This window comes from Frondihabitans sucicola (genome assembly GCF_030296615.1).
Taxonomy (GTDB): Bacteria; Actinomycetota; Actinomycetes; order Actinomycetales; family Microbacteriaceae; genus Frondihabitans; species Frondihabitans sucicola.
Map to the genome: position 1 here is coordinate 1,271,739 of NZ_AP027732.1, position 19,538 is coordinate 1,291,276.

Sequence of the window (19,538 nt, forward strand, 5' to 3'; positions counted from 1 at the left end):
CGCGCGCTTAAGCTGGTACGACCATGACGATCGTGCTCGAGCCCTCCGAACCGAACAACGGCCCCGGCGCCTCCGCGCCTGGCCCGGGCGGTGCCGGTTTCGGCGCGCGCCTGACCGCCGGGCTCAATCCTCAGCAGAAAGAGGCGGTCGAGTACCGAGGTCCATCGCTGCTCATCGTCGCGGGCGCGGGCTCCGGCAAGACCAGCGTGCTCACGCGCCGCATCGCAGGGCTGATCGACTCGCGCGAGGCCTGGCCCAGCCAGATCCTGGCCATCACGTTCACCAACAAGGCCGCGGCCGAGATGCGCGAGCGCGTGGCACAGCTGATCGGGCAGTCGTCCGAGGGCATGTGGATCTCGACCTTCCACTCCGCCTGCGTCCGCATCCTGCGGCGAGAGGCCGAGCAGTTCGGATTCACGAAGAGCTTCACCATCTACGACTCCGCCGACTCCCGGGCCCTGCTCAAGCGCATCCTCAAAGAACTCGACGCCGATTCGCTCGGCTTCACGGTCAGCCAGGCCTCGGGCAAGATCTCGAAGCTGAAGAACGAGCTCAGCGACGTCGAGAGCTACTCCCGGCAGATCAACATGGGCGACCCGCAAGAGGTCATGTTCCTCGAGATCTTCCGCCAGTACACGCGAGAGCTTCAGCGTGCCAACGCGTTCGACTTCGACGATCTCATCGCGCAGACCGTCTACCTGTTCCGCGCCTTTCCGCACGTCGCGGCGGTCTACCAGCGGCGGTTCCGGCACATCCTGGTCGACGAGTACCAAGACACCAACCACGCGCAGTACGCCTTGATCCGCGAGCTCACCCGACCGATCGACCCCGAGCTGGTCGACGATCTCGAGCGCGGTGGCCAGTTCGTCACCAGCCTCAAAGACGGAAGCGGCAGGATCCCCGGTGCCTCGCTCACGGTCGTCGGCGACTCCGACCAGTCGATCTACGCCTTCCGCGGGGCGGACATCCGCAACATCACCGAATTCGAGCACGATTTTCCGAATTCCAAGGTGATCCTCCTCGAACAGAACTACCGCTCGACCCAGAACATCCTCGACGCCGCCAACGCCGTGATCGCGAACAACTTCGATCGCCAGGCGAAGAATCTCTTCACGACGGTCGGTGCCGGCGAGAAGATCATCGGCTTCACCGGTTACACCGGGCACGACGAGGCTCAGTTCGTCGCCGACGAGATCGCCACGCTCCACGAGGCGGGCACGGCGTACAAAGACATCGCCGTGTTCTACCGGACCAACTCGCAGACTCGTGCTCTCGAAGAGATCTTCATCCGGTCGGCGATTCCGTACCGCGTGCTGGGCGGCACGAAGTTCTACGAGCGCGCCGAGATCAAAGACGCCATGGCGTACCTCATCGCGGTGGCGAATCCCGCCGACCCGATGGCGCTGCGCCGCGTGATGAACACCCCCAAGCGCGGCATCGGGCCCGCCACCGAGACGGCCCTGCAGCGCTACGCCGACCAGAACGAGGTCACGCTTCGCGACGCGATGCGCAGCGCCGCCGAGCTCGGGCTGGGCCCGAAGGTGACCGGGGCGATCACCGGCCTGGCGAAGCTTCTCGACGAGGTGTCGGCCACGGCCGCGACGGCGCCCGTGAGCGACATCCTCACGGCGCTGCTCGAAGGAAGCGGTCTCGTCACGGCCCTCCGCGCCTCGCGCGACCCGCAAGACGAAGCCCGCGCCGAGAACATCGACGAGCTCGTGGCCGTCACGAAAGAGTTCCAGAAGAACAACCCCGACGGCGTGCTCCTCGACTTCTTGACCGAGGTCACGCTCGTCGCCGCGGCCGACGATCTCGACGACACCAGCGGCACGGTGTCGCTGATGACCCTTCACACCGCCAAGGGGCTCGAGTACGAGGCCGTGTTCTTGACCGGCGTCGAAGAAGACCTCCTCCCGCACCGCATGTCGGCCTCCGAGCCGGGTGGCCCGGCCGAAGAGCGGCGGCTGTTCTACGTCGGAATCACTCGGGCCAGGCAGAAGCTGTTCCTGTCGCTCGCAATGACGAGGGCGCAGTTCGGCGAGGTCAATGTGGCGATGCCGTCTCGCTACCTTCAAGAGATCCCGGTCGAGCTGATCGACTGGAAGCAATCGCCCGGCATGGCCAACAGTCGGGGAGGCACCCAGCCCCGCGCTCTGAACGCGCGCCGCGACGGCGGGTTCGGCGGCGACAGCGGCGGCTTCGCAGGGCGCACGCGCTCCGGCGGTGGCTACGGGGGCGGCAGCTACGACCGAGCCACGGCTGCGGCGAAGACGAAGCCGAAGACCGAGTGGACCAACCGCGTCACGGGCACCGTCCGCGACAACGGCGACCTCGAACTCGACGCAGGCGACCGCATCTCGCACCTCGACTTCGGTGAGGGCCGCGTGATCGCAGTCACCGGCGTCGGGGCTCGGCGCATCGCCGAGGTCCAGTTCGACACCGCCGGTCGGAAGAAGCTCCTGATCAAGGTCGCTCCCATCGACAAGCTCTAGTCGGCCGTCCTCTAGTCGGTCGCCGCGGCGCGGGCGAGGTGGACGCGGCGCCGCGCGAGGGCGCGGCGCCGCGCGAGGGCGCGGCGCGCGAGCGCAGCCGGCACCGAGATCGGCACCGGCTGCGCTCTCGAACGCTCTAGCTCTGCGCCGGGCGATCCGGGCTCGCGTCGCCCAGCGGGTCCGTCTCGGCGCCGAGGCCGCGTCGGCGTCGGAGCGCCGCTCGGCCGGCCAGCGCCAGCACTCCGAGGAGACGACGCCGCCACCCAGGGCGATCAGCCCCGGTGTCCCGTCACTGCCTGTGAACGCGAGCGCCGGCGGGGCGGACTTCGACGGCCGAGGGGCCGGCGGAACGCTGGCCTCCGGCGTGACGGGCGGCGTCGGCTTCACCGGCTCGACGACTCGGAACATCTCGGGTGCGTGCGCGGTGAAATCGGCGAAGGCCGGGATGAGCTGGTGGCCGGCCGAATCGCGCTCGGACCCGTCAGACCGGAACACGAACACGTAGTGCCCCGCTTCCCTCACGCGGATGCACGGCGTGTCGTAGTCACCGTCCGCCGCGACCGTCGTCACCGCCGTGCCGGCGAGGGGGAGGAGTCGATGTCCGAGAGGTCGCGACCGTCGGAAACCGGTTCGGCGAAGGGACCGAGCAGCAGCGACTCGACGTCGACCTCCGGGTGTTCGCCCTCGGCGATCTGCGAGAAACCGGACACGTCGAGCTCGTCGACCGCGCAGGATCCTGCGTCGAGTTGCTCGTCGCGGACCCGGGTCTGCACCGCGATGCTCTTCGGGCTGAAGGTGACCTCGCTCGCCGTGCCGAACGGCGACTTCCACGGCCGGACCCTGTCTCGGCCCTTGTCGCTCGGGGTGTCTGCGGGGTCGATGGTCTCGACCCAGACGTAGTAGCCGGGGGCCGGTACGCGGCAGGGCGGGGTCGTCGCCTTCGCCGGGCCGCTCGCGAAAACGGTCGAGACCGTGCAGACCGTCGGGGGTTCGTCGGGCCAAGCGGGCGCCGGGGCGATCGGGTCTACGAAGGGACCGAGCAGCCGGCTCGTGACCGTGACCGGGATCGGGGCCAGCGATTCACCCGATCGATACCGTCCCCACTCGGGCAGCAGCCCGGGCCCCTGCGCCACGCTCACTTCGAGTCGGTCGACCAGGAGGGCGCCCGGCTTCGCTTGCGCGGCACTCGTCTGCGTCTCGACGCGAGGCTGGAACGGTCGCGGCGAGAGGGCCTTCTTGGTGTCGTGCGCGGTCACGGTCGCCCTCCCGCCGGCCGAGAACAGCAAGCCCTGCGAGCGGGAGGGGCTCGTGCCGACGTAGACCTCGCGGCCGAACGGCAGATCGGTGAAGGTGACGTCGGCGCGGACCTGCATCTCGGGCTTCGACGTGTCGGGCGTGATCGCGACCGGCTCGCCGTTCTTGACCGAGCCGCTCGTCTTCCCGTCGGGAAGCGTGGCCCCGACGAGCTTCGTCGACCCGGCGTGCTGACCGCTCGGCAGCACCGTCGGCGAGCCTCCGGGCGCCGTGGTGAGGATGTCGCCGGTGATCCGCGCGGTGCCGCGCTCATCGAGCTGAAGGGTCATCCGAGCGCTCGCCGTCATCGTCGCCTTGGTGTCGGCGTCCGCCAGGATCGCCTTGGCGCGCTGCAGGACGAACGCCGCCCGCTCGTTCGCCCGAGCCGCGTAGTACTCCTGTGTGTGCCCGTTGAGCCCGGTGATGGTCCAGACGGCCAGCTGCGCGGCGGCGGCATCGTCTCTGGAGGTCGTGGCCGCGTAGGTCCGAGCGATCCAGGCCAGGCGGGCCGTCTCCTCCGGCGTGGTGCCGGCGACCTGCGTGGTCAGACTCGTGGAGTAGTCGTTGCCGATGGGCGAGGGCCGCCCCGCCTCGAGGCAGAAGCCGAGCCGACCGTCGTCCATTCGGTAGCTGCCGATCCAGGAGAAGTTGTCGCCCTTCCAGAGATGGCCGACGCCGTGACTGCTCGAGGCGAGGCCGTGCGCGGGCAACGGCTGGAGGAGAGCGAGCAGACCTCCGAAGACGAGGACGAGCGCGAGGCCGATGGCAGCAACTCGCGGCCGATGCCGCGGGGTGAGTGGTGATCCGTGTATCCGAAGTCGTGTGAACATGGCCACGACCCTGCAGGATCACGAAGCTCTCGCGTCGGCCGCCGGAGCGCGCCTGTGGACAGCTTCCCGCGGTCTGTCTCCTGGGGAGAACGGGTGCAGATCAGTCGATCTCGTCGCCCTCGAGGTCGTTCGGAGCCTCGTACGGCTCTCCCTCGTGAGGGGAGCCGCCGGTCGGGCCATCGTTCCCCTCGCCGACTCCCGGCTCGACCGTCTCGCCGGCGACGGCGTCGTTCGTGGCGATCTGCTCCGACTCCTCGAAGCGGGTCTCGGCGTCGTCGTCGCTGAAGGGGGTGCTCGTGTCGCTCATCGTCACGCCAGCCCGAGCTGCTGCATCAGCGTCGCCTGGTCGGTCGCTCCCCAGCGCTCCACGAGGAGTCCGTCGTCATCGAAGCGGCCGACCTGGATGCCGCGCACCGAGAAGCTCTTGCCGGTGGGCTCGTGGCCCTGGAACGGGCCGGTGTGCGTTCCGGACACGGTGAACACGGCGGCGACCTGGGTGTCGTCGGCGACGAGGGTCTCGACCTGGAGGTCCAGGTCCGGGAAGGCTTCGAAGAACGAGGACCAGAATTCCTGGATCCCGGCGAGGCCGGCCGAGGCGCCGGGCACCGGGTCGTGATCGACGACGTCCCTGTGGAAACCTTCCCCGAGCCGAGACACGTCGCGCGCGGTGATGATCTCGCCGATCTTTTCCTGGGTTGTGAGGTTCTGCTCTTTGGACATGTCGCCGTTCTACTCCGGGGCTTCGACCGAGCACGCAGGTGCCGGGGGACAGGACCGCGCAGGAGCCGGGGGCAGGACCGCGCGCAGCTTCGAGAAGGCTCGAAGCGCTAGGCTGTTCACGGCCCGATGTCTCGATATCAAGAGAGCTCGAGGCGAGTGCGAACGGGGTCGGGCATCCTCGGAGTCGACCCCTCGGTGATGACGCAGCGATGCGGATTGGAAGAACAGCGTGGATCTTTTCGAGTACCAGGCCAGAGACCTCTTCGAGGCCTATGGCGTCCCCGTCCTGCCGGGCATCATTGCCGACACCCCGGGCGAGGTCAGAGCCGCGGCGGAGAAGATCGGCGGGGTGACCGTCGTCAAGGCGCAGGTCAAGGTCGGCGGCCGCGGCAAGGCCGGCGGCGTCAAGGTCGCCAAGACGCCCGACGACGCGCAGACGGCCGCCGAGGCCATCCTGGGGCTCGACATCAAGGGCCACACCGTCAAGCGGGTCATGGTCGCCGGCGGCGCCCAGATCAAGCAGGAGTTCTACTTCTCGGTCCTCCTCGACCGAGCCAACCGCTCGTACCTCTCCCTCTGCAGCGTCGAGGGCGGCATGGAGATCGAAGAGCTCGCCGTCGAGCGTCCCGAGGCACTCGCTCGTGTCGAGGTCGACCCGTTGACCGGCATCGACCTCGAGAAGGCCAAGGCTATCGCCGAAGCCGGCGGCTTCCCCGACGACCTGATCGAGAAGGTCGCTCCCGTTCTCGTCAAGCTCTACGACGTCTACAAGGGCGAAGACGCCTCGCTGGTCGAGGTGAACCCGCTGGTCCTCACCGAGCAGGGCGACATCGTCGCCCTCGACGGCAAGGTCTCCATCGACGAGAACGCCGACTTCCGTCACCCGAACCACGCCGAGCTCGAAGACGCCGAGGCCGCCGATCCGCTCGAGGCGAAGGCCAAGGCCGCCGGTCTGAATTACGTGAAGCTCGACGGAGAAGTCGGCATCATCGGCAACGGCGCCGGGCTCGTCATGTCGACTCTCGACGTCGTCGCCTACGCCGGTGAGAAGTACAACGGTGTGAAGCCGGCCAACTTCCTCGACATCGGAGGCGGGGCGAGCGCCGAGGTGATGGCGAACGGCCTCGACGTGATCCTGGGCGACGCTCAGGTCAAGAGCGTGTTCGTCAACGTCTTCGGTGGCATCACCGCCTGCGATGCCGTCGCCAACGGAATCGTCGCCGCCCTCGGGATCCTGGGCGACGCCGCGACCAAGCCGCTCGTGGTGCGCCTCGACGGCAACAACGTCGAGGAGGGGCGTCGCATCCTGGCCGAGGCCGACCACCCTCGTGACCGTCGTACCGACCATGGACGAAGCGGCCGACAAGGCCGCCGAGCTGGCTTCGAAGTAAGGGCTTCAAGAACAATGTCGATCTTCCTCAACAAAGACAACAAGGTCATCGTCCAGGGCATCACCGGCGGCGAAGGCTCCAAGCACACGGCGCTCATGCTGAAAGCCGGTACGCAGGTCGTCGGCGGCGTCAACGCGCGCAAGGCCGGCACCACGGTCACGCACGGCGACGTCACTCTCCCGGTCTTCGGCGCGGTCAGCGAGGCCATCGCCGAGACGGGCGCCGACGTGTCGATCGTCTTCGTGCCGCCGGCCTTCGCCAAAGACGCCGTCGTCGAGGCCATCGAGGCCGGCATCCCCCTCGTCGTGGTCATCACCGAGGGCATCCCGGCGCAAGACGCTGCCGAGTTCTGGGCCCTGGCCAAGTCGAAGGGCGGCGCCACCCGCATCATCGGCCCGAACTGCCCCGGCATCATCACCCCCGGCGAGTCCCTGGTCGGCATCACGCCGAACAACATCACCGGCAAGGGGCCGATCGGTCTCGTCTCGAAGTCGGGCACGCTGACCTACCAGATGATGTTCGAGCTGCGCGACCTCGGATTCTCGACGGCGATCGGCATCGGTGGCGACCCCGTCATCGGCACCACGCACATCGACGCTCTGAAGGCGTTCGAGGCCGACCCCGAGACGAAGGCGATCGTCATGATCGGCGAGATCGGCGGAGACGCCGAGGAGCGCGCGGCCGACTTCATCAAAGCGAACGTCACCAAGCCGGTCGTCGGCTACGTGGCCGGCTTCACGGCGCCCGAGGGAAAGACGATGGGTCACGCGGGCGCGATCGTGTCAGGATCAGCGGGCACCGCTCAGGCGAAGAAAGAGGCTCTCGAGGCGGCCGGCGTCAAGGTCGGCAAGACGCCGTCCGAGACCGCCGCTCTGCTCCGTGAGGTCTACGCCGGTCTGTCGTCCTGAGACTTTCGGTCCCGTCTGAAAAGACAGCCTGAAGGGCCGCTCCGCCTCGGCGGGGCGGCCCTTCGGCGTCGGTGGCCGCAGGTACAGTCATGGCCGTATGAATCGCCCTGTCACCGTCGTCTTCGCCGCGCTCGAGTCCCTCCTCGTCGTGGGCATCGGCGTGGGCATCCCCGTCGTCGCCCTCACCTTCCTCTGGGCGTTCCAATACGGCCTGCAGGTCGACTGGCTCGAGTTCTGGCGGGCGGGTGCCGACGTCTGGCTCGTCGGGCACGGTGTCGACCTCACCCTGACGCTGTCGAAGTCGGCCGCCGCGGCGACCGGCATCACGGGGGCCGGCGCCCCCATCGTCCTCACGATCGCGGCGCTGGGCTTCGCCGTCGCCACGGTGCTGCTCGGGGCGCGGTCGGGGCGCCGGATCGCCGAGACTCGCCACCGCGCCATCGGCAGCGTCTCGGCGATCGCGACCTTCGCGGTCTTCTCGGCGCTCGTCAGCGTCTCCGCGCGCCAGCCCGGTGCCGAGCCGGCGCCGGTCCAGGGCATCGTGCTTCCGACGCTGGTGTTCGCCGTTCCGCTGCTGGTCGCGGCCGAGGTCAACCGGCGTCGACGAGGGGCCGATCCCGATCCCGTCACCGGGGCGATCCTGGCTGCCATCGATCGCATTCCCGTCGTCGGGCGGGCCGTCGTCGCCGTGGCGGTTCGCGCCGGCCTCGGCATCGCGGTCGTCGTCTTCGCGGTGGCCGGTCTCGCTGTCGGGCTTCTGCTGCTGACGCACTACGCGCAGATCATCACGCTCTACGAGGGCGCCCACGCCGGCGGCCTCGGGGGCCTGGCGCTGACCCTCGGCCAGATCGCGCTGATCCCCAATGCGATCGCCTGGGCGACCTCCTGGTTCGTGGGGCCGGGCTTCGCACTCGGCACCGGATCCTCGGTGTCCCCGCTCGGCACGACGATCGGGCCGATGCCGGCGGTCCCGTTCCTCGGCGCTCTCCCGACCAGCGAGCTCGCGTTCGGATTCGTCGGCATCCTCGTGCCCGTCGTGGCGACCTTCGTGGTCGTCACCCTGTTCCGCGCGAGCATCGAGCGTCAGCTCGGCAGCGACGACACCCTGGTCGTGCGCATCGTCGCCGGCGCCGCCACCGGCGTCGTGGCCGGCCTCGCGCTGGGCATCGTCGCGGGCTTCTCCGCCGGTTCGGCGGGGCCAGGGCGTCTCGCCTCGGTGGGGCCGAACGGTCTCGTCGTCGGAGCGTTCGCGGCTCTCGAAGTCGCGGTCCCGGCGATCCTGGCGCTCGTCGTCCGGCAGCCCGACGTCTCGCTGGGTGATCTCACCTCTGCGGTCGGAGACCGTCTGTCGAGCCGCGGCGACGGTGTGGCGGTCGGCCGGAACGGGGCGTCGACGTCGTCGCCCTCGAACAAGCCGTCGGACGAGCGGCCGAACGAGCGGCCGTCGACCGAGCCGTCGAACGAGCCGTCGTCGGCGAGATCGGTGCCGAACGGGAGCGACCGTGATCCTGCGTCCGACGACGCGCGGGCGACCGACGTCCTGCCCCGTCTCGACGAGGTGCTCGACGGCCGCGGTGCGAAACCCCGGTCGCCGTCCCGAGGAACGCCGGGCAGCCCGGCGACCCCGACGCCGTCGAGACCGAACGGCTCGACGGCTTCACGCGCTGAGCACTCGGTACGGTGGGCGCGTCAGAACCGTCGCGCAGGGCCCGTCCCGACCCGCCGGAGCGCCGGCGGCCGCACGGTAGGCTTGCCGAGTGCTGAAGCTCGTCGTGCTCATCTCCGGCGGAGGCTCGAACCTTCGAGCCCTCCTCGAGGCCGCGCAAGACGCGGAGTACCCCGCTCGCGTGGTGGCCATCGGCGCCGACCGCGAGGCCGACGGGTTCGAGCACGCGGAGGCCTATGGCATCCCCACGTTCTCGGTGCCGTTCACGAGTTTCTCCGACCGTGACGCCTGGGGCGCCGAGCTCCTCTCGCAGGTGCAGCAGTGGGGCGCCGACCTGGTCGTGCTGAGCGGTTTCATGCGTCTCCTGCCTCCGCGATTCGTGGCCGCTCTCAGCCCGAATCTCATCAACACGCACCCGGCGTACCTTCCCGAGTTCCCGGGCGCGCACGGTGTGCGCGATGCCCTGGCCGCCGGCGCCTCCCAGACGGGGGCGAGCGTGATCGTCGTCGACAACGGCGTCGACTCCGGCCCGATCCTCGCCCAGGAGCGCATTCCCGTGCTCGCAGGCGACACCGAATCGGCGCTGCACGACCGAATCAAGGTCGTCGAACGCCGCCTGCTCGTGCAGAGCATCCTCGACATTGCCAACGGAACACTCGACCTTACGGAGAAGACCCCCGCATGAGCGGCCACGCCATCGACCCCAGCCTGTATCGCGACCGCGACGCCGTCCAGATCCGGCGCGCCCTCCTCTCGGTGAGCGACAAGACCGGGCTCATCGAGCTCGCGACAGCCCTGGCCGGCGCGGGCGTCGAGATCGTGTCGACGGGGTCGACCGCGCAGACGATCCGCGACGCCGGATTCGCCGTGACCGATGTGAGCGCCGTGACCGGTTTCCCGGAGTCGCTCGACGGTCGCGTGAAGACGCTCCACCCCGCCATCCACGCCGGTGTGCTCGCCGATCTCCGACTCGAGTCGCACGAAGACCAGCTGCGCGACCTCGACATCGAGCCGTTCGAGCTCGTCGTCGTCAACCTCTATCCGTTCGTCGAGACGGTGGCCTCGGGCGCCGAGGCGCCCACCGTCATCGAGAACATCGATATCGGAGGCCCTGCGCTCGTCCGCGCTGCGGCCAAGAACCACGCGAACGTCGCCATCGCCGTCTCGCCCGCCTCGTACCCGCAGATCGTCAAGGCGCTCACGCTCGGCGGCACGACGCTCGCTCAGCGGCAGCGTCTCGCCGGCGAGGCGTTCGCGCACACGGCCTCCTACGACACCGCGGTCGCCGCCTACTTCGCCGGACACGTCGGCGTTCGGGCCGAGCACGAGGCCACCGAGAAGGCGCAGGATCACGAGGCCCCCTTCGAGCAGACCCTCACCGTCACCGCCGCCCTCCAGCACACGCTCCGCTATGGCGAGAACTCGCACCAGCGCGCTGCGATCTACGCGCAGCCGGGTGCCCACGGCATCGCGCAGGCCGAGCAGCTGCACGGCAAAGAGATGTCGTACAACAACTACGTCGACGCCGACGCGGCCGTGCGCGCGGCGTACGACTTCGCTGACCCCGCCGTCGCGATCATCAAGCACGCCAACCCGTGCGGCATCGCCGTCGGGGGCTGCTCGAAGACGATCCGATCGCCGACGCGCACGCTCGCGCGCACGCCTGCGACCCGGTCTCGGCGTACGGCGGAGTGATCGCGGCCAACCGCACGGTCACGCGAGCGATGGCCGAGACGGTGAAGGACATCTTCACCGAGGTGGTCGTGGCCCCCGACTTCGAACCCGAGGCGCTCGCGATCCTGCAGTCCAAGAAGAACATCCGCCTGCTCAGGCTCCCGGTCGGCTTCGCGCTCGCCGACCAGGAGATCAAGCAGATCTCGGGCGGTGTGCTTCTGCAAGACAGCGACCGGTTCACCGGCTTCTCGTCGGCGGGCTGGACACTCGTCGCCGGAGACGAAGCCGACGTCCAGACGCGCGCCGATCTCGAGTTCGCCTGGGTCGCGGCCCGCGCGGTCAAGTCGAATGCGATCCTGCTGGCCGACGCGGGGGCGTCCGTCGGCGTCGGAATGGGCCAGGTCAACCGCGTCGACTCGTGCCACCTCGCCGTCGACCGGGCCGGAGAGCGGGCCTCGGGCTCCGTTGCCGCCTCCGACGCGTTCTTCCCGTTCGCCGACGGCCTCGAAGTCCTTCTCTCCGCCGGCGTGCGAGCCGTCGTGCAGCCCGGCGGGTCGATCCGCGACGATGAGGTCATCGCAGCGGCGAAGGCCGCCGGAGTCACGATGTACCTCACGGGCGAACGGCACTTCTTCCACTGATTTCGGACGGGTTCTGCGCAGTCGTGCATTCGCTCTTGTAATCGCGAGCGAGGGCATCGTATTCTGTAAGGCTGCATGCAGCCGGCCGCTTGTCGGTCGAGGAGATCACACACACTGCGAATGCCTCGGGAGGACATGATGAAGAAGACAACCCAGACCACGGTCGAGACCACAGCCGTCCTCGAGGGTGCCCTCTTCGCGTCCCCGCGAATCGCCGACTAGAGGCACCCGCCGCACCAGAACACCCCACGCAGAGCCGCGCCCGAGCGCGCCTCAGGGAATCATCCCGCGGCAGCCGCCGCCTGCACCCCGTCCGCCGTCCGTTTCGTCGGTCGGCGACGCACAACCACTGTTTCGGGTCGATCCGTCGACCCCGCTCCACGACGACTGGATATCTCCATGCCTCAGCATCCCCCGTCACCCGTCGACACGCCTCAGAAGGGCGCCGGCGAGAGACTCTCGACCTTCCGCACGCTGATGCGGCTCTACCCCTACATCAAGCCGGCGCTGCCCCGCATCGTGCTCGGCATGGTCGCCGCGCTCCTCGCGTCCGTCGTCGCGCTCGTGATTCCGTTCGTGCTCCAATCGCTCGTCGACGGGCCGTTGGCGAGCCACGACGACCGGCAGATCTGGCCCGCCTTCGTGATCCTGCTCGCGCTCGGCGCGATCGAAGCCGTGATGATCATGGCTCGGCGTTGGCTCGTGCTCACCCCGAGCACGTACGTCGAGGCGACCATGCGCAACGGACTGTACGCGAAGCTCCAAGACCTGCCGGTCGCGTTCCACGACCGCTGGCAGAGCGGCCAGCTACTCAGCCGGTCGGTCAGCGACCTCAGCCTGATCAGGCGGTGGCTCGCGTTCGGGATCGTGCTGCTGGTCGTGAACTTCGTCACCATCGCGATCGGCTTCGTCGTGCTGTTCTTCTACAGCTGGGTGCTCGGCGCCATCTTCCTGGTCGCGTCGATCCCGATCTGGATCGTCGGCCTGCGCTTCGAGAAGCGCTATTCGACGATCGCCCGACGCAGCCAGGACCAGGTCGGCGACCTCGCGACGAGCGTCGAGGAATCGGTGCACGGCATCCGCGTGCTCAAGGCCTTCGGCCGGGGGAAGCACTCGTTGCGCGACTTCGCGAAGCGCGCCGAAGACCTTCGCGGAACCGAGATCGAGAAGTCGCAGGCCGTCGCCGGGCTGTGGTTCTGGCTGCTCCTGGTGCCGGATGTCGCGTTCGCCTTCTGCCTGCTCGCGGGCATCTGGCTCGCCGCCTCCGACCACCTGAGCGTCGGTGCGCTCTTCGCGTTCTTCTCCACCGCCACCGTGCTGCGGTTCCCGGTCGAGTCGATCGGCTTCCTGCTCTCGATGACGTTCGACACCCGCACCGCCGTGGACCGCTTCTTCGAGGTCACCGACAGCGTCAACACCGTCACCGACCCCGAGCACCCCAAGACGATCACCGAGCCTCACGGTCGCCTCGAGTTCCGCGACACGCACTTCCGGTACCAGGATTCCGCGGCCCAGTTCCCCGACCTCGTCGACGGTGTCGACCTCGTGCTCGAGCCCGGCGAGACCATGGCTCTGGTCGGCCTCACCGGCTCCGGAAAGACGACGCTGCTCGCGCTCGTCCCGCGGCTCTACGACGTCACGGGCGGCGAGGTGCTGCTCGACGGCGTCGACGTCCGCGACCTGACTCGAGAAGAGCTGAGGAGGCACATCGGCATGGCCTTCGAAGACGCGACGTTGTTCAGCACCACCGTGCGCGACAACGTCCTGCTCGGTCGCCCCGACCTGTCGGGGGACGAAGCCGAACGCGTGATGCGCGAGGCTCTCGAGATCGCCCAGGCCGACTTCGTCGACCACCTGCCGGAGGGCGTCGACACGACGGTCGGTGAAGAGGGACTCAGCCTCTCGGGCGGACAGCGTCAACGTCTCGCCCTGGCCAGGGCTATAGCGGCGCGGCCGTCCGTCCTGGTGCTCGACGACCCGCTGTCGGCGCTCGACGTCGACACCGAGGCGCGAGTCGAGGCCGGCCTGCGCCGAGTGCTGGCGTCGACCACCTCACTGATCGTCGCTCACCGGCCCTCGACGGTCAACCTGGCCGACCGGGTCGCGCTGCTCGAGAACGGCCGCGTCACCGCGGTCGGTCGCCACTCCGACCTGATCGCCACCAACGATCACTACCGCTACGTGATCTCGTCGCTCGACGACGACGATCAGAACACCCGAGAGGAGGTGCTCGCGTGAGCACCGCATCGACAACCCAGGGCGTCCGCGGCGAGGAACGCGAGAACTTCACCCGCGAAGAGAGCCGGAGGCTGCGAGAGCGCTCGCGGATCCTGCTCGCCTCGCTCCTCGCGCCCCTCCGCGTGCGGCTCGTCATCACGGCGATCATCGTCGTGGTGTCGACCGCCGCGCAGGTCGCCGGGCCGACGCTCATCGCCTACGGCATCGACAACGCACTTCCCGCGCTCGTGAAACGGAACGACTGGCTGCCCACGATCGTCATCGTCGTGCTGTACCTGGTGACGGGGATCGTCGGCGCCGTCCTGATGGCCCAGTACACCGTGCTGTTCGCGCGGGTGAGCCAGAGCGTGCTGTTCGACCTGCGCAAGCGGCTCTTCCTCCACACGCAGCGGTTGAGCCTCGAGTTCCACGAGAGCTACACCTCGGGCAGGATCATCTCGCGGCAGACGAGCGACCTCGACTCCATCCGAGAGCTGTTCGACTCCGGGATCAACCAGCTCGTGCAGGGGCTGCTCTACATGATCTTCACGGCGATCGCGCTGGTGAGCCTCGACGCACCCTCCGGCCTCGTGCTGGGTGTCGCGCTCATCCCGCTGTTCGTCCTCACGCGCTGGTTCCAGGTGCGGTCGGCGAAGCTGTTCCGTGCGACCAGGGTGACGAGCGCTCGCGTGATCGTGCACTTCGTCGAGACGATGACCGGCATGCGCGCGGTGCAGGCTTTCCGCAAGGAGAAGCGGAACGAGAAGGAGTACGGCGGTTATGTGGAGGACTACCGCGCCGCCAACTCCAAGGTCTTCCAGCTGTTCGGGACCTTCGATCCCGCCCTCGTGATGATCGGGAACGCGACTCTTGCGGCCGTCGTGCTGTTCGGCGGTTTCCGCGTCGTCGGAGGCTCGATGGAGATCGGCGCGCTGCTCGCGGTCGCCCTGTACGCCAAACGGTTCTTCGATCCCGCCGAAGAGCTGGCCGTGTTCTACAACGGCTACCAGTCGGCGTCGGCGGCGCTCGAGAAGATCTCGGGTGTGCTCGAAGAAGAACCGAGCGTCCCGGATCCCGTGCGCCCGACCGATCTCTGGCACGCGCGCGGCTCGATCGACTTCGACGACGTCGAGTTCGCGTACAACAGCGACGCCGTCGTCCTGCCGGAGTTCGATCTGCACGTGCCGTCCGGCCAGACGATCGCGCTCGTCGGATCGACCGGCGCCGGCAAGTCGACCCTCGCGAAGCTCATCGCGCGGTTCTACGATCCGACGCGCGGCAGCATCCGGCTCGACGGTGTCGACCTGCGTGACCTGCACCCGAAAGACCTTCGACGCGCGATCGTCATGGTGACCCAGGAGGCCTACCTGTTCTCGGGGACCGTGGCGGACAACATCGCTCTCGGAAAACCGGATGCCACGCGGGACGAAATCGAGCGGGCCTCGCGGGCGGTCGGCGCGCACGAGTTCATCATGGCGTTGCCCGACGGCTACGACACCGACGTGAACAAGCGCGGTGGGCGGGTTTCTGCGGGTCAGCGCCAGCTGCTCTCGTTCGCGCGGGCGTTCATCGCCGACCCGGCGGTGCTCATCCTCGACGAGGCCACGGCGTCGCTCGACATCCCGTCGGAGCGGCTCGTCCAGGAGGCGCTTCAGACGCTGCTCGCCGACCGGACCGCGCTGATCATCGCGCACCGGCTGTCGACCGTGGCGATCGCCGACCGGGTGCTCGTGATGGAGTACGGCCGCGTCGTCGAAGACGGGAGCCCCGACGACCTGATCTCGGGCACCGGTCGCTTCGCTCAGCTGCACGCGGCCTGGCGCGACTCGCTGGTGTAGCCCGCAGGCGGCCGAACCGAGAACAGCTCCCGCGACCGGATGTCACCGGTGGCGGGAGCTGTTTCGGTCTGGGGTGCGATCACCCCGACCAGGTGGCTCGCGTCAGGTCGACGCGCCAGGTGCCGGCCCGTGACCACGCGAGCGGCGTGCCCTCGACGCGGTACATCTCGAGCGCCCTCTGCGCGTGGTTCTCGGGCGGGTGGCCGGAAGCGCGGATCACGCGCCACCAGGGCAGCTCGGAACCGGCGTGCGCCATGACCTTGCCGACACCTCGCGACGATCGTGACCCGATGGCCGCCGCCACCCCGCCGTAGGTCATGACCCGACCCGCGGGGATGGACTCGACGACTCCGATGACCAGCGAGAACCAGTCGTCGCCGGCGGGGTGAGGCTCGGCTGGCTCGGTCGCCTCGGGCGGCTCGGTCTCCTCGGCCGGCTCGCTACTCGCCGTCACCGGTGGTGGCGGGGCTGATGGTGAGCGCGGCGAGATGCTCGCCGTACTGGGTCTCGCCGATGACCTCGAACCCGATCCGCTTGAAGAACGCCTCGGGGCCGCCCTCGCCGGGCTCGTAGGCGACGGTGAGCTTCTCGAAGCCTCGGCTGCGCGCCTCCGCGGCCAGAGCGTGGACCGCGAAGCGCCCGACGCCCTGGCCCTGCGCATCGGCGGAGACGTTGATTCGGAGGATGGCGCTGCGGAGATCTTCGTGGTCGTTCTCGGCGTCGAAATTGCCCATGATGAAGCCGACGACCTCGTCGCCCTGGAGCACTACTCGAGGCCACGCGCTCACGGGATTGACGTACGCCTGGGCGATCGAATGCGACACCGGCTCGACGTATTGCTCCTGGCCCGGCTTGAGGGTGAGGGAGTTTGCGGCCACGATGGTGGTGGCCGAGAGCTCTTCGAGGCGCAGGTCGTTCATGTGGTTCAGGGTAGCGCGCGCTGCACCCGCGCGGCACTGTCGTGGCGAACCTGTGGACAACTGCGGCGAGGCTCCCGGCGAACGCGAACTGGAGATCGTGCCGCTAGGGTGCATCTGGACGACACCTGACGGCGAAGGGGGCGGCATGCGCACCGGCACCAACCTGCCCGCCATCGGCGGGTACAACCAGGCGGTGGTCCTCGACGCCATCCGGAGGGCCGAAGACGGCCTCAGCCGGGTCGAGCTCGCCGAGAGAACGGGCCTCAGCGCGCAGACGATCGGGAACGTCTCCCGTCGGCTGCTCGACGCCGGTCTCGTGATCGAGACCGGCAAGATCGTCAACGGACCGGGCAAGCCGCGCACGATCCTGCAGCTCGAATCGCGAGGGAGCTACGCGGTGGGCGTCCACATCGACCCCGCCGTCATCACCTACGTGGTCCTGGACCTGCGCGGATCGATCGTGTCGCATTCCCGCACCCGGACGCCGTCGGCATCGCAGCCCGACCAGGTCGTCGACCTGATGGCACGCTCGATCGACCACCTCATCGACGACTCCGGCGTCGATCGCTCACTGGTGCTCGGCGTCGGCATCGCGTCACCCGGGCCGATCGACGCGGACGCCGGGATCGTCCTCGACCCGCCCATGCTGCCGCGCTGGCAGGACGTCCCTCTGCGTGCCGCGCTCAGTGAGGCGACCGGACTCCCCGTGCTGCTCGAAAAGGACGTCACGGCGGCGGCTGTCGCCGAACTCTGGTTCTCGAGTCGGAACGGCCGGGCGAACTTCGCCTTCGTCTACTACGGGACCGGCTTCGGCACCGGGCTGGTGATCAACCGCGAAGCGGTCAGAGGGGCCAGCTCGAACGCCGGGGACGCCGGGCACATCACCGTCGACGCCGGCGGCCGCGTGTGCATCTGCGGTCGTCGCGGCTGCGTCGGCGACCTCATCACACCGCGATCGCTGGTCCGTCAGGCGGTCGAAGCCGGGCTGCTGCCGCTTCCTCCGGCGACCGAAGACGACCTCCTCGACCTCGCGTCGATCGTCAGCTCCCTTCATCGGCTGGCCGAGCTGGCAGGATCGGGAGACCCCGCCGCGACGAAGATCCTCCACGACGCGGGCCGTCACCTCGCCCGCGCGATCGTGGTGATCGTCAACCTGCTCGACCTCGACGAGATCGTCTTCGGCGGCCCGTTCTGGGAAGAGATCAGCGGTGCGATCCTCGAGGTGCTGCCGTTCGCCGTCGAGTCGTCGGAGGCTCTCATCCCCAAGCACGGCCTGCGGTTCGAGCGGTCGGCCGTCGGTGAGGACGTCGCCGCGGTGGGCGCAGCGGTGCTGGTGCTCGACCACGCTTTCTCGCCGCGCCCGTCGGCGATGCTCATCTCGGTCTGACCGGAGCGTGTCGAGCCGATCACGGCGGAGCAGGGGCTTGACAACGAGTTACTCACTACGTTTTAGTTAATGGGACAGCGGTCCGGCAGAGCAGCCGGGCAGGGCCGCGACGGGCTGGTGATCATCCAGCACGGAGGCCCCCTTGTGGAGCAAAGGAGCACCATGAAACGCAGCAGCATCACCAGTCCGTCGCACTCGCGTCGACGTCTGGCCACTCGAGTACTCGGTATCACCGCCGGAGTCATGGCGACCGCCCTGATGGCCACGGGGTGCAGCGGCGCCGGCGGAAGCAGTAGCAACACCATCAAGGTGGCGTACGAGAAGTTCGGCAACTTCACCCAGCTCGACGACCACCTCAAGGCCGTCAAGAAGACCTTCGAGAAGGCCAACCCCGGCATCACGATCAAGCTCGAGCCGATCGCCGCCCAGAACGACGACTACTACACGAAGCTCGCCCTGATGGAGCGCGCTCCGGCGACGGCTCCCGACGTCATCTACGAAGACACGTTCAAGGTGAAGGCCGACGCGGCCGCCGGCTACCTGCTGCCCCTCGACTCGTACACGAAGAAGTGGGCCGACTGGAGCAAGTTCTACGACAACGCCAAAGAGGCCGGCGTCGGCATCGACGGCAAGACCTACGGCATCCCGATGGGCACTGACACGCGCGCCCTCTGGTACAACAAGGATCTCTTCGCCAAAGCGGGCCTGCCCGTTCCGTGGCAGCCCAAGACCTGGGACGACGTGCTCGCGGCAGCCAAGACGGTCAAGTCGAAGCTCCCCGGCGTCGTGCCGCTGAACGTCTACTCCGGCAAGCCGCAGGGTGAGGGGTCCACGATGCAGGGCTTCGAAATGCTGCTGTACGGCACTCCGAAGGGCACCCTGTACGACGCCTCCTCCAAGAAGTGGGTCTCCGGCTCGAAGAACTTCACCGACTCGCTGGGCTTCATCAAAGACGTCTACCAGGGCAACCTCGGCCCGACACCCGAGCAGGCGCTCGACACCAACGCGGCCACCGTGGTGACCGGCGATTGGCTGCCGAAGAGCAAGCTCGCCATCGACCTCGACGGCTCGTGGGTCAGCGGCTCGTGGCTCTCCACCGGCAGCAACCCGTGGCCCCAGTGGAGCAAAGTGATGGGCGTGGCCGCGATGCCGACCCAGGACGGCCAGGCCCCAGGGGTCAACAGCATGTCCGGTGGCTGGACCCTCGCGGTCGGTTCGAAGACGAAGAACCCGCAGAAGGCGTTCGACTTCATCGCGCAGGCGCTCAACAAGAAGGGGTCGCAGTCGTACGACATCGCCGCCAGCCAGATCGCGGTTCGCAGCGACGTCGCCACCGACCCGGCCTACGTCAACTCCAACCCCACGTCGAAGTTCTTCTCCTCGCTCGTGAAAGACACGCACTTCCGGCCCGCGACGACCGACTACAGCCAGATCTCCAACCAGATCACCGTGGCGATGGAGTCGGTCATGACGGGGCAGCAGTCGCCGAAGGAAGCGGCTGCCGCCTACGACACCGCCCTGGCCGGAATTGTCGGCGCCAAGTCCATCACCAAGAAGTAGG

At 68.6% G+C, this 19,538-nt stretch carries 13 protein-coding genes and 3 pseudogenes; 11 read left to right on the plus strand and 5 right to left on the minus strand.

Features of this window, described 5'->3' with window-relative positions; translation table 11 throughout:
* Window positions 1–23: 23 nt before the first annotated feature.
* Both QUE79_RS06735 and QUE79_RS06740 read left to right on the plus strand, forming a co-directional pair.
* On the plus strand, window positions 24–2,492 hold the full coding sequence (locus QUE79_RS06735) for an ATP-dependent helicase (RefSeq protein WP_286345996.1): 2,469 nt from the start codon (window positions 24–26) through the stop codon (window positions 2,490–2,492).
* A gap of 298 nt (window positions 2,493–2,790) precedes the next feature.
* Window positions 2,791–2,997 (plus strand): hypothetical protein, encoded by a 207-nt coding sequence (locus QUE79_RS06740; protein ID WP_286345997.1) that lies wholly within the window; start codon window positions 2,791–2,793, stop codon window positions 2,995–2,997.
* 61 nt (window positions 2,998–3,058) lie between these two features.
* On the opposite strand, the gene QUE79_RS06745 is transcribed toward QUE79_RS06740, so the two are convergent.
* The 3 genes from QUE79_RS06745 to QUE79_RS06755 all read right to left on the minus strand — a co-directional run bounded on the left by QUE79_RS06745 (window position 3,059) and on the right by QUE79_RS06755 (window position 5,335).
* Window positions 3,059–4,615: a thioester domain-containing protein gene (locus QUE79_RS06745; RefSeq protein ID WP_286345998.1), complete on the minus strand. Its 1,557-nt coding sequence runs from the start codon at window positions 4,613–4,615 to the stop codon at window positions 3,059–3,061.
* Window positions 4,616–4,715: 100 nt separating this feature from the next.
* Window positions 4,716–4,922, minus strand: a complete 207-nt coding sequence (locus QUE79_RS06750) for a hypothetical protein (protein ID WP_286345999.1) — start codon at window positions 4,920–4,922, stop codon at window positions 4,716–4,718.
* A gap of 2 nt (window positions 4,923–4,924) precedes the next feature.
* Entirely contained in the window at window positions 4,925–5,335 is a 411-nt protein-coding gene (locus QUE79_RS06755; protein ID WP_286346000.1) for an ester cyclase, read from the minus strand.
* Between the two features lie 229 nt (window positions 5,336–5,564).
* On the opposite strand from QUE79_RS06755, the pseudogene sucC reads away from it, so the two are divergent.
* The 7 genes and pseudogenes from sucC to QUE79_RS06790 all read left to right on the plus strand — a co-directional run bounded on the left by sucC (window position 5,565) and on the right by QUE79_RS06790 (window position 15,670).
* Window positions 5,565–6,726: pseudogene (sucC, locus tag QUE79_RS06760) on the plus strand (ADP-forming succinate--CoA ligase subunit beta).
* A gap of 14 nt (window positions 6,727–6,740) precedes the next feature.
* Window positions 6,741–7,634: a succinate--CoA ligase subunit alpha gene (sucD, locus tag QUE79_RS06765; protein WP_286346001.1), complete on the plus strand. Its 894-nt coding sequence runs from the start codon at window positions 6,741–6,743 to the stop codon at window positions 7,632–7,634.
* A 97-nt stretch (window positions 7,635–7,731) separates the two neighbouring features.
* A pseudogene (locus QUE79_RS06770) lies at window positions 7,732–8,910 on the plus strand (cell division protein PerM); the annotation flags it as partial.
* 481 nt (window positions 8,911–9,391) lie between these two features.
* Window positions 9,392–9,985, plus strand: coding sequence for a phosphoribosylglycinamide formyltransferase (purN, locus tag QUE79_RS06775; RefSeq protein WP_286346002.1), 594 nt, complete (start codon window positions 9,392–9,394; stop codon window positions 9,983–9,985).
* Window positions 9,982–11,615: pseudogene (gene purH, locus QUE79_RS06780) on the plus strand (bifunctional phosphoribosylaminoimidazolecarboxamide formyltransferase/IMP cyclohydrolase). The gene purN and the pseudogene purH overlap by 4 nt, the downstream one beginning before the upstream one ends.
* A gap of 399 nt (window positions 11,616–12,014) precedes the next feature.
* Window positions 12,015–13,853, plus strand: coding sequence for an ABC transporter ATP-binding protein (locus QUE79_RS06785; protein WP_286346003.1), 1,839 nt, complete (start codon window positions 12,015–12,017; stop codon window positions 13,851–13,853).
* Window positions 13,850–15,670, plus strand: coding sequence for an ABC transporter ATP-binding protein (locus QUE79_RS06790; RefSeq protein ID WP_286346004.1), 1,821 nt, complete (start codon window positions 13,850–13,852; stop codon window positions 15,668–15,670). The genes QUE79_RS06785 and QUE79_RS06790 overlap by 4 nt, the downstream gene beginning before the upstream one ends.
* A 79-nt stretch (window positions 15,671–15,749) precedes the next feature.
* Here the strand turns inward: QUE79_RS06790 and QUE79_RS06795 are convergent, their stop codons facing one another.
* Together QUE79_RS06795 and QUE79_RS06800 are read right to left on the minus strand one after the other, a co-directional pair.
* On the minus strand, window positions 15,750–16,124 hold the full coding sequence (locus QUE79_RS06795) for an MGMT family protein (protein ID WP_286346005.1): 375 nt from the start codon (window positions 16,122–16,124) through the stop codon (window positions 15,750–15,752).
* Window positions 16,111–16,590: a GNAT family N-acetyltransferase gene (locus tag QUE79_RS06800; RefSeq protein ID WP_286346006.1), complete on the minus strand. Its 480-nt coding sequence runs from the start codon at window positions 16,588–16,590 to the stop codon at window positions 16,111–16,113. Before QUE79_RS06800 ends, QUE79_RS06795 begins: the two co-directional genes overlap by 14 nt.
* Window positions 16,591–16,735: 145 nt before the next feature.
* Between QUE79_RS06800 and QUE79_RS06805 the strand changes: the two genes are divergently transcribed.
* Window positions 16,736–17,977 (plus strand): ROK family transcriptional regulator, encoded by a 1,242-nt coding sequence (locus tag QUE79_RS06805; protein ID WP_286346007.1) that lies wholly within the window; start codon window positions 16,736–16,738, stop codon window positions 17,975–17,977.
* A gap of 162 nt (window positions 17,978–18,139) precedes the next feature.
* Window positions 18,140–19,537, plus strand: a complete 1,398-nt coding sequence (locus QUE79_RS06810) for an extracellular solute-binding protein (protein WP_286346008.1) — start codon at window positions 18,140–18,142, stop codon at window positions 19,535–19,537.
* Window position 19,538 lies beyond the last annotated feature (1 nt).

Coding starts and splice junctions, on each gene's coding strand:
- QUE79_RS06745 (WP_286345998.1), bottom strand. CDS start 4,615: ATGTTCACACGACTTCGGATACACGGATCACCACTCACCCCGCGGCAT.
- QUE79_RS06755 (WP_286346000.1), bottom strand. CDS start 5,335: ATGTCCAAAGAGCAGAACCTCACAACCCAGGAAAAGATCGGCGAGATC.
- QUE79_RS06750 (WP_286345999.1), bottom strand. CDS start 4,922: ATGAGCGACACGAGCACCCCCTTCAGCGACGACGACGCCGAGACCCGC.
- QUE79_RS06800 (WP_286346006.1), bottom strand. CDS start 16,590: ATGAACGACCTGCGCCTCGAAGAGCTCTCGGCCACCACCATCGTGGCC.
- sucD (WP_286346001.1), top strand. CDS start 6,741: ATGTCGATCTTCCTCAACAAAGACAACAAGGTCATCGTCCAGGGCATC.
- QUE79_RS06785 (WP_286346003.1), top strand. CDS start 12,015: ATGCCTCAGCATCCCCCGTCACCCGTCGACACGCCTCAGAAGGGCGCC.
- QUE79_RS06805 (WP_286346007.1), top strand. CDS start 16,736: ATGCGCACCGGCACCAACCTGCCCGCCATCGGCGGGTACAACCAGGCG.
- QUE79_RS06735 (WP_286345996.1), top strand. CDS start 24: ATGACGATCGTGCTCGAGCCCTCCGAACCGAACAACGGCCCCGGCGCC.
- QUE79_RS06810 (WP_286346008.1), top strand. CDS start 18,140: ATGAAACGCAGCAGCATCACCAGTCCGTCGCACTCGCGTCGACGTCTG.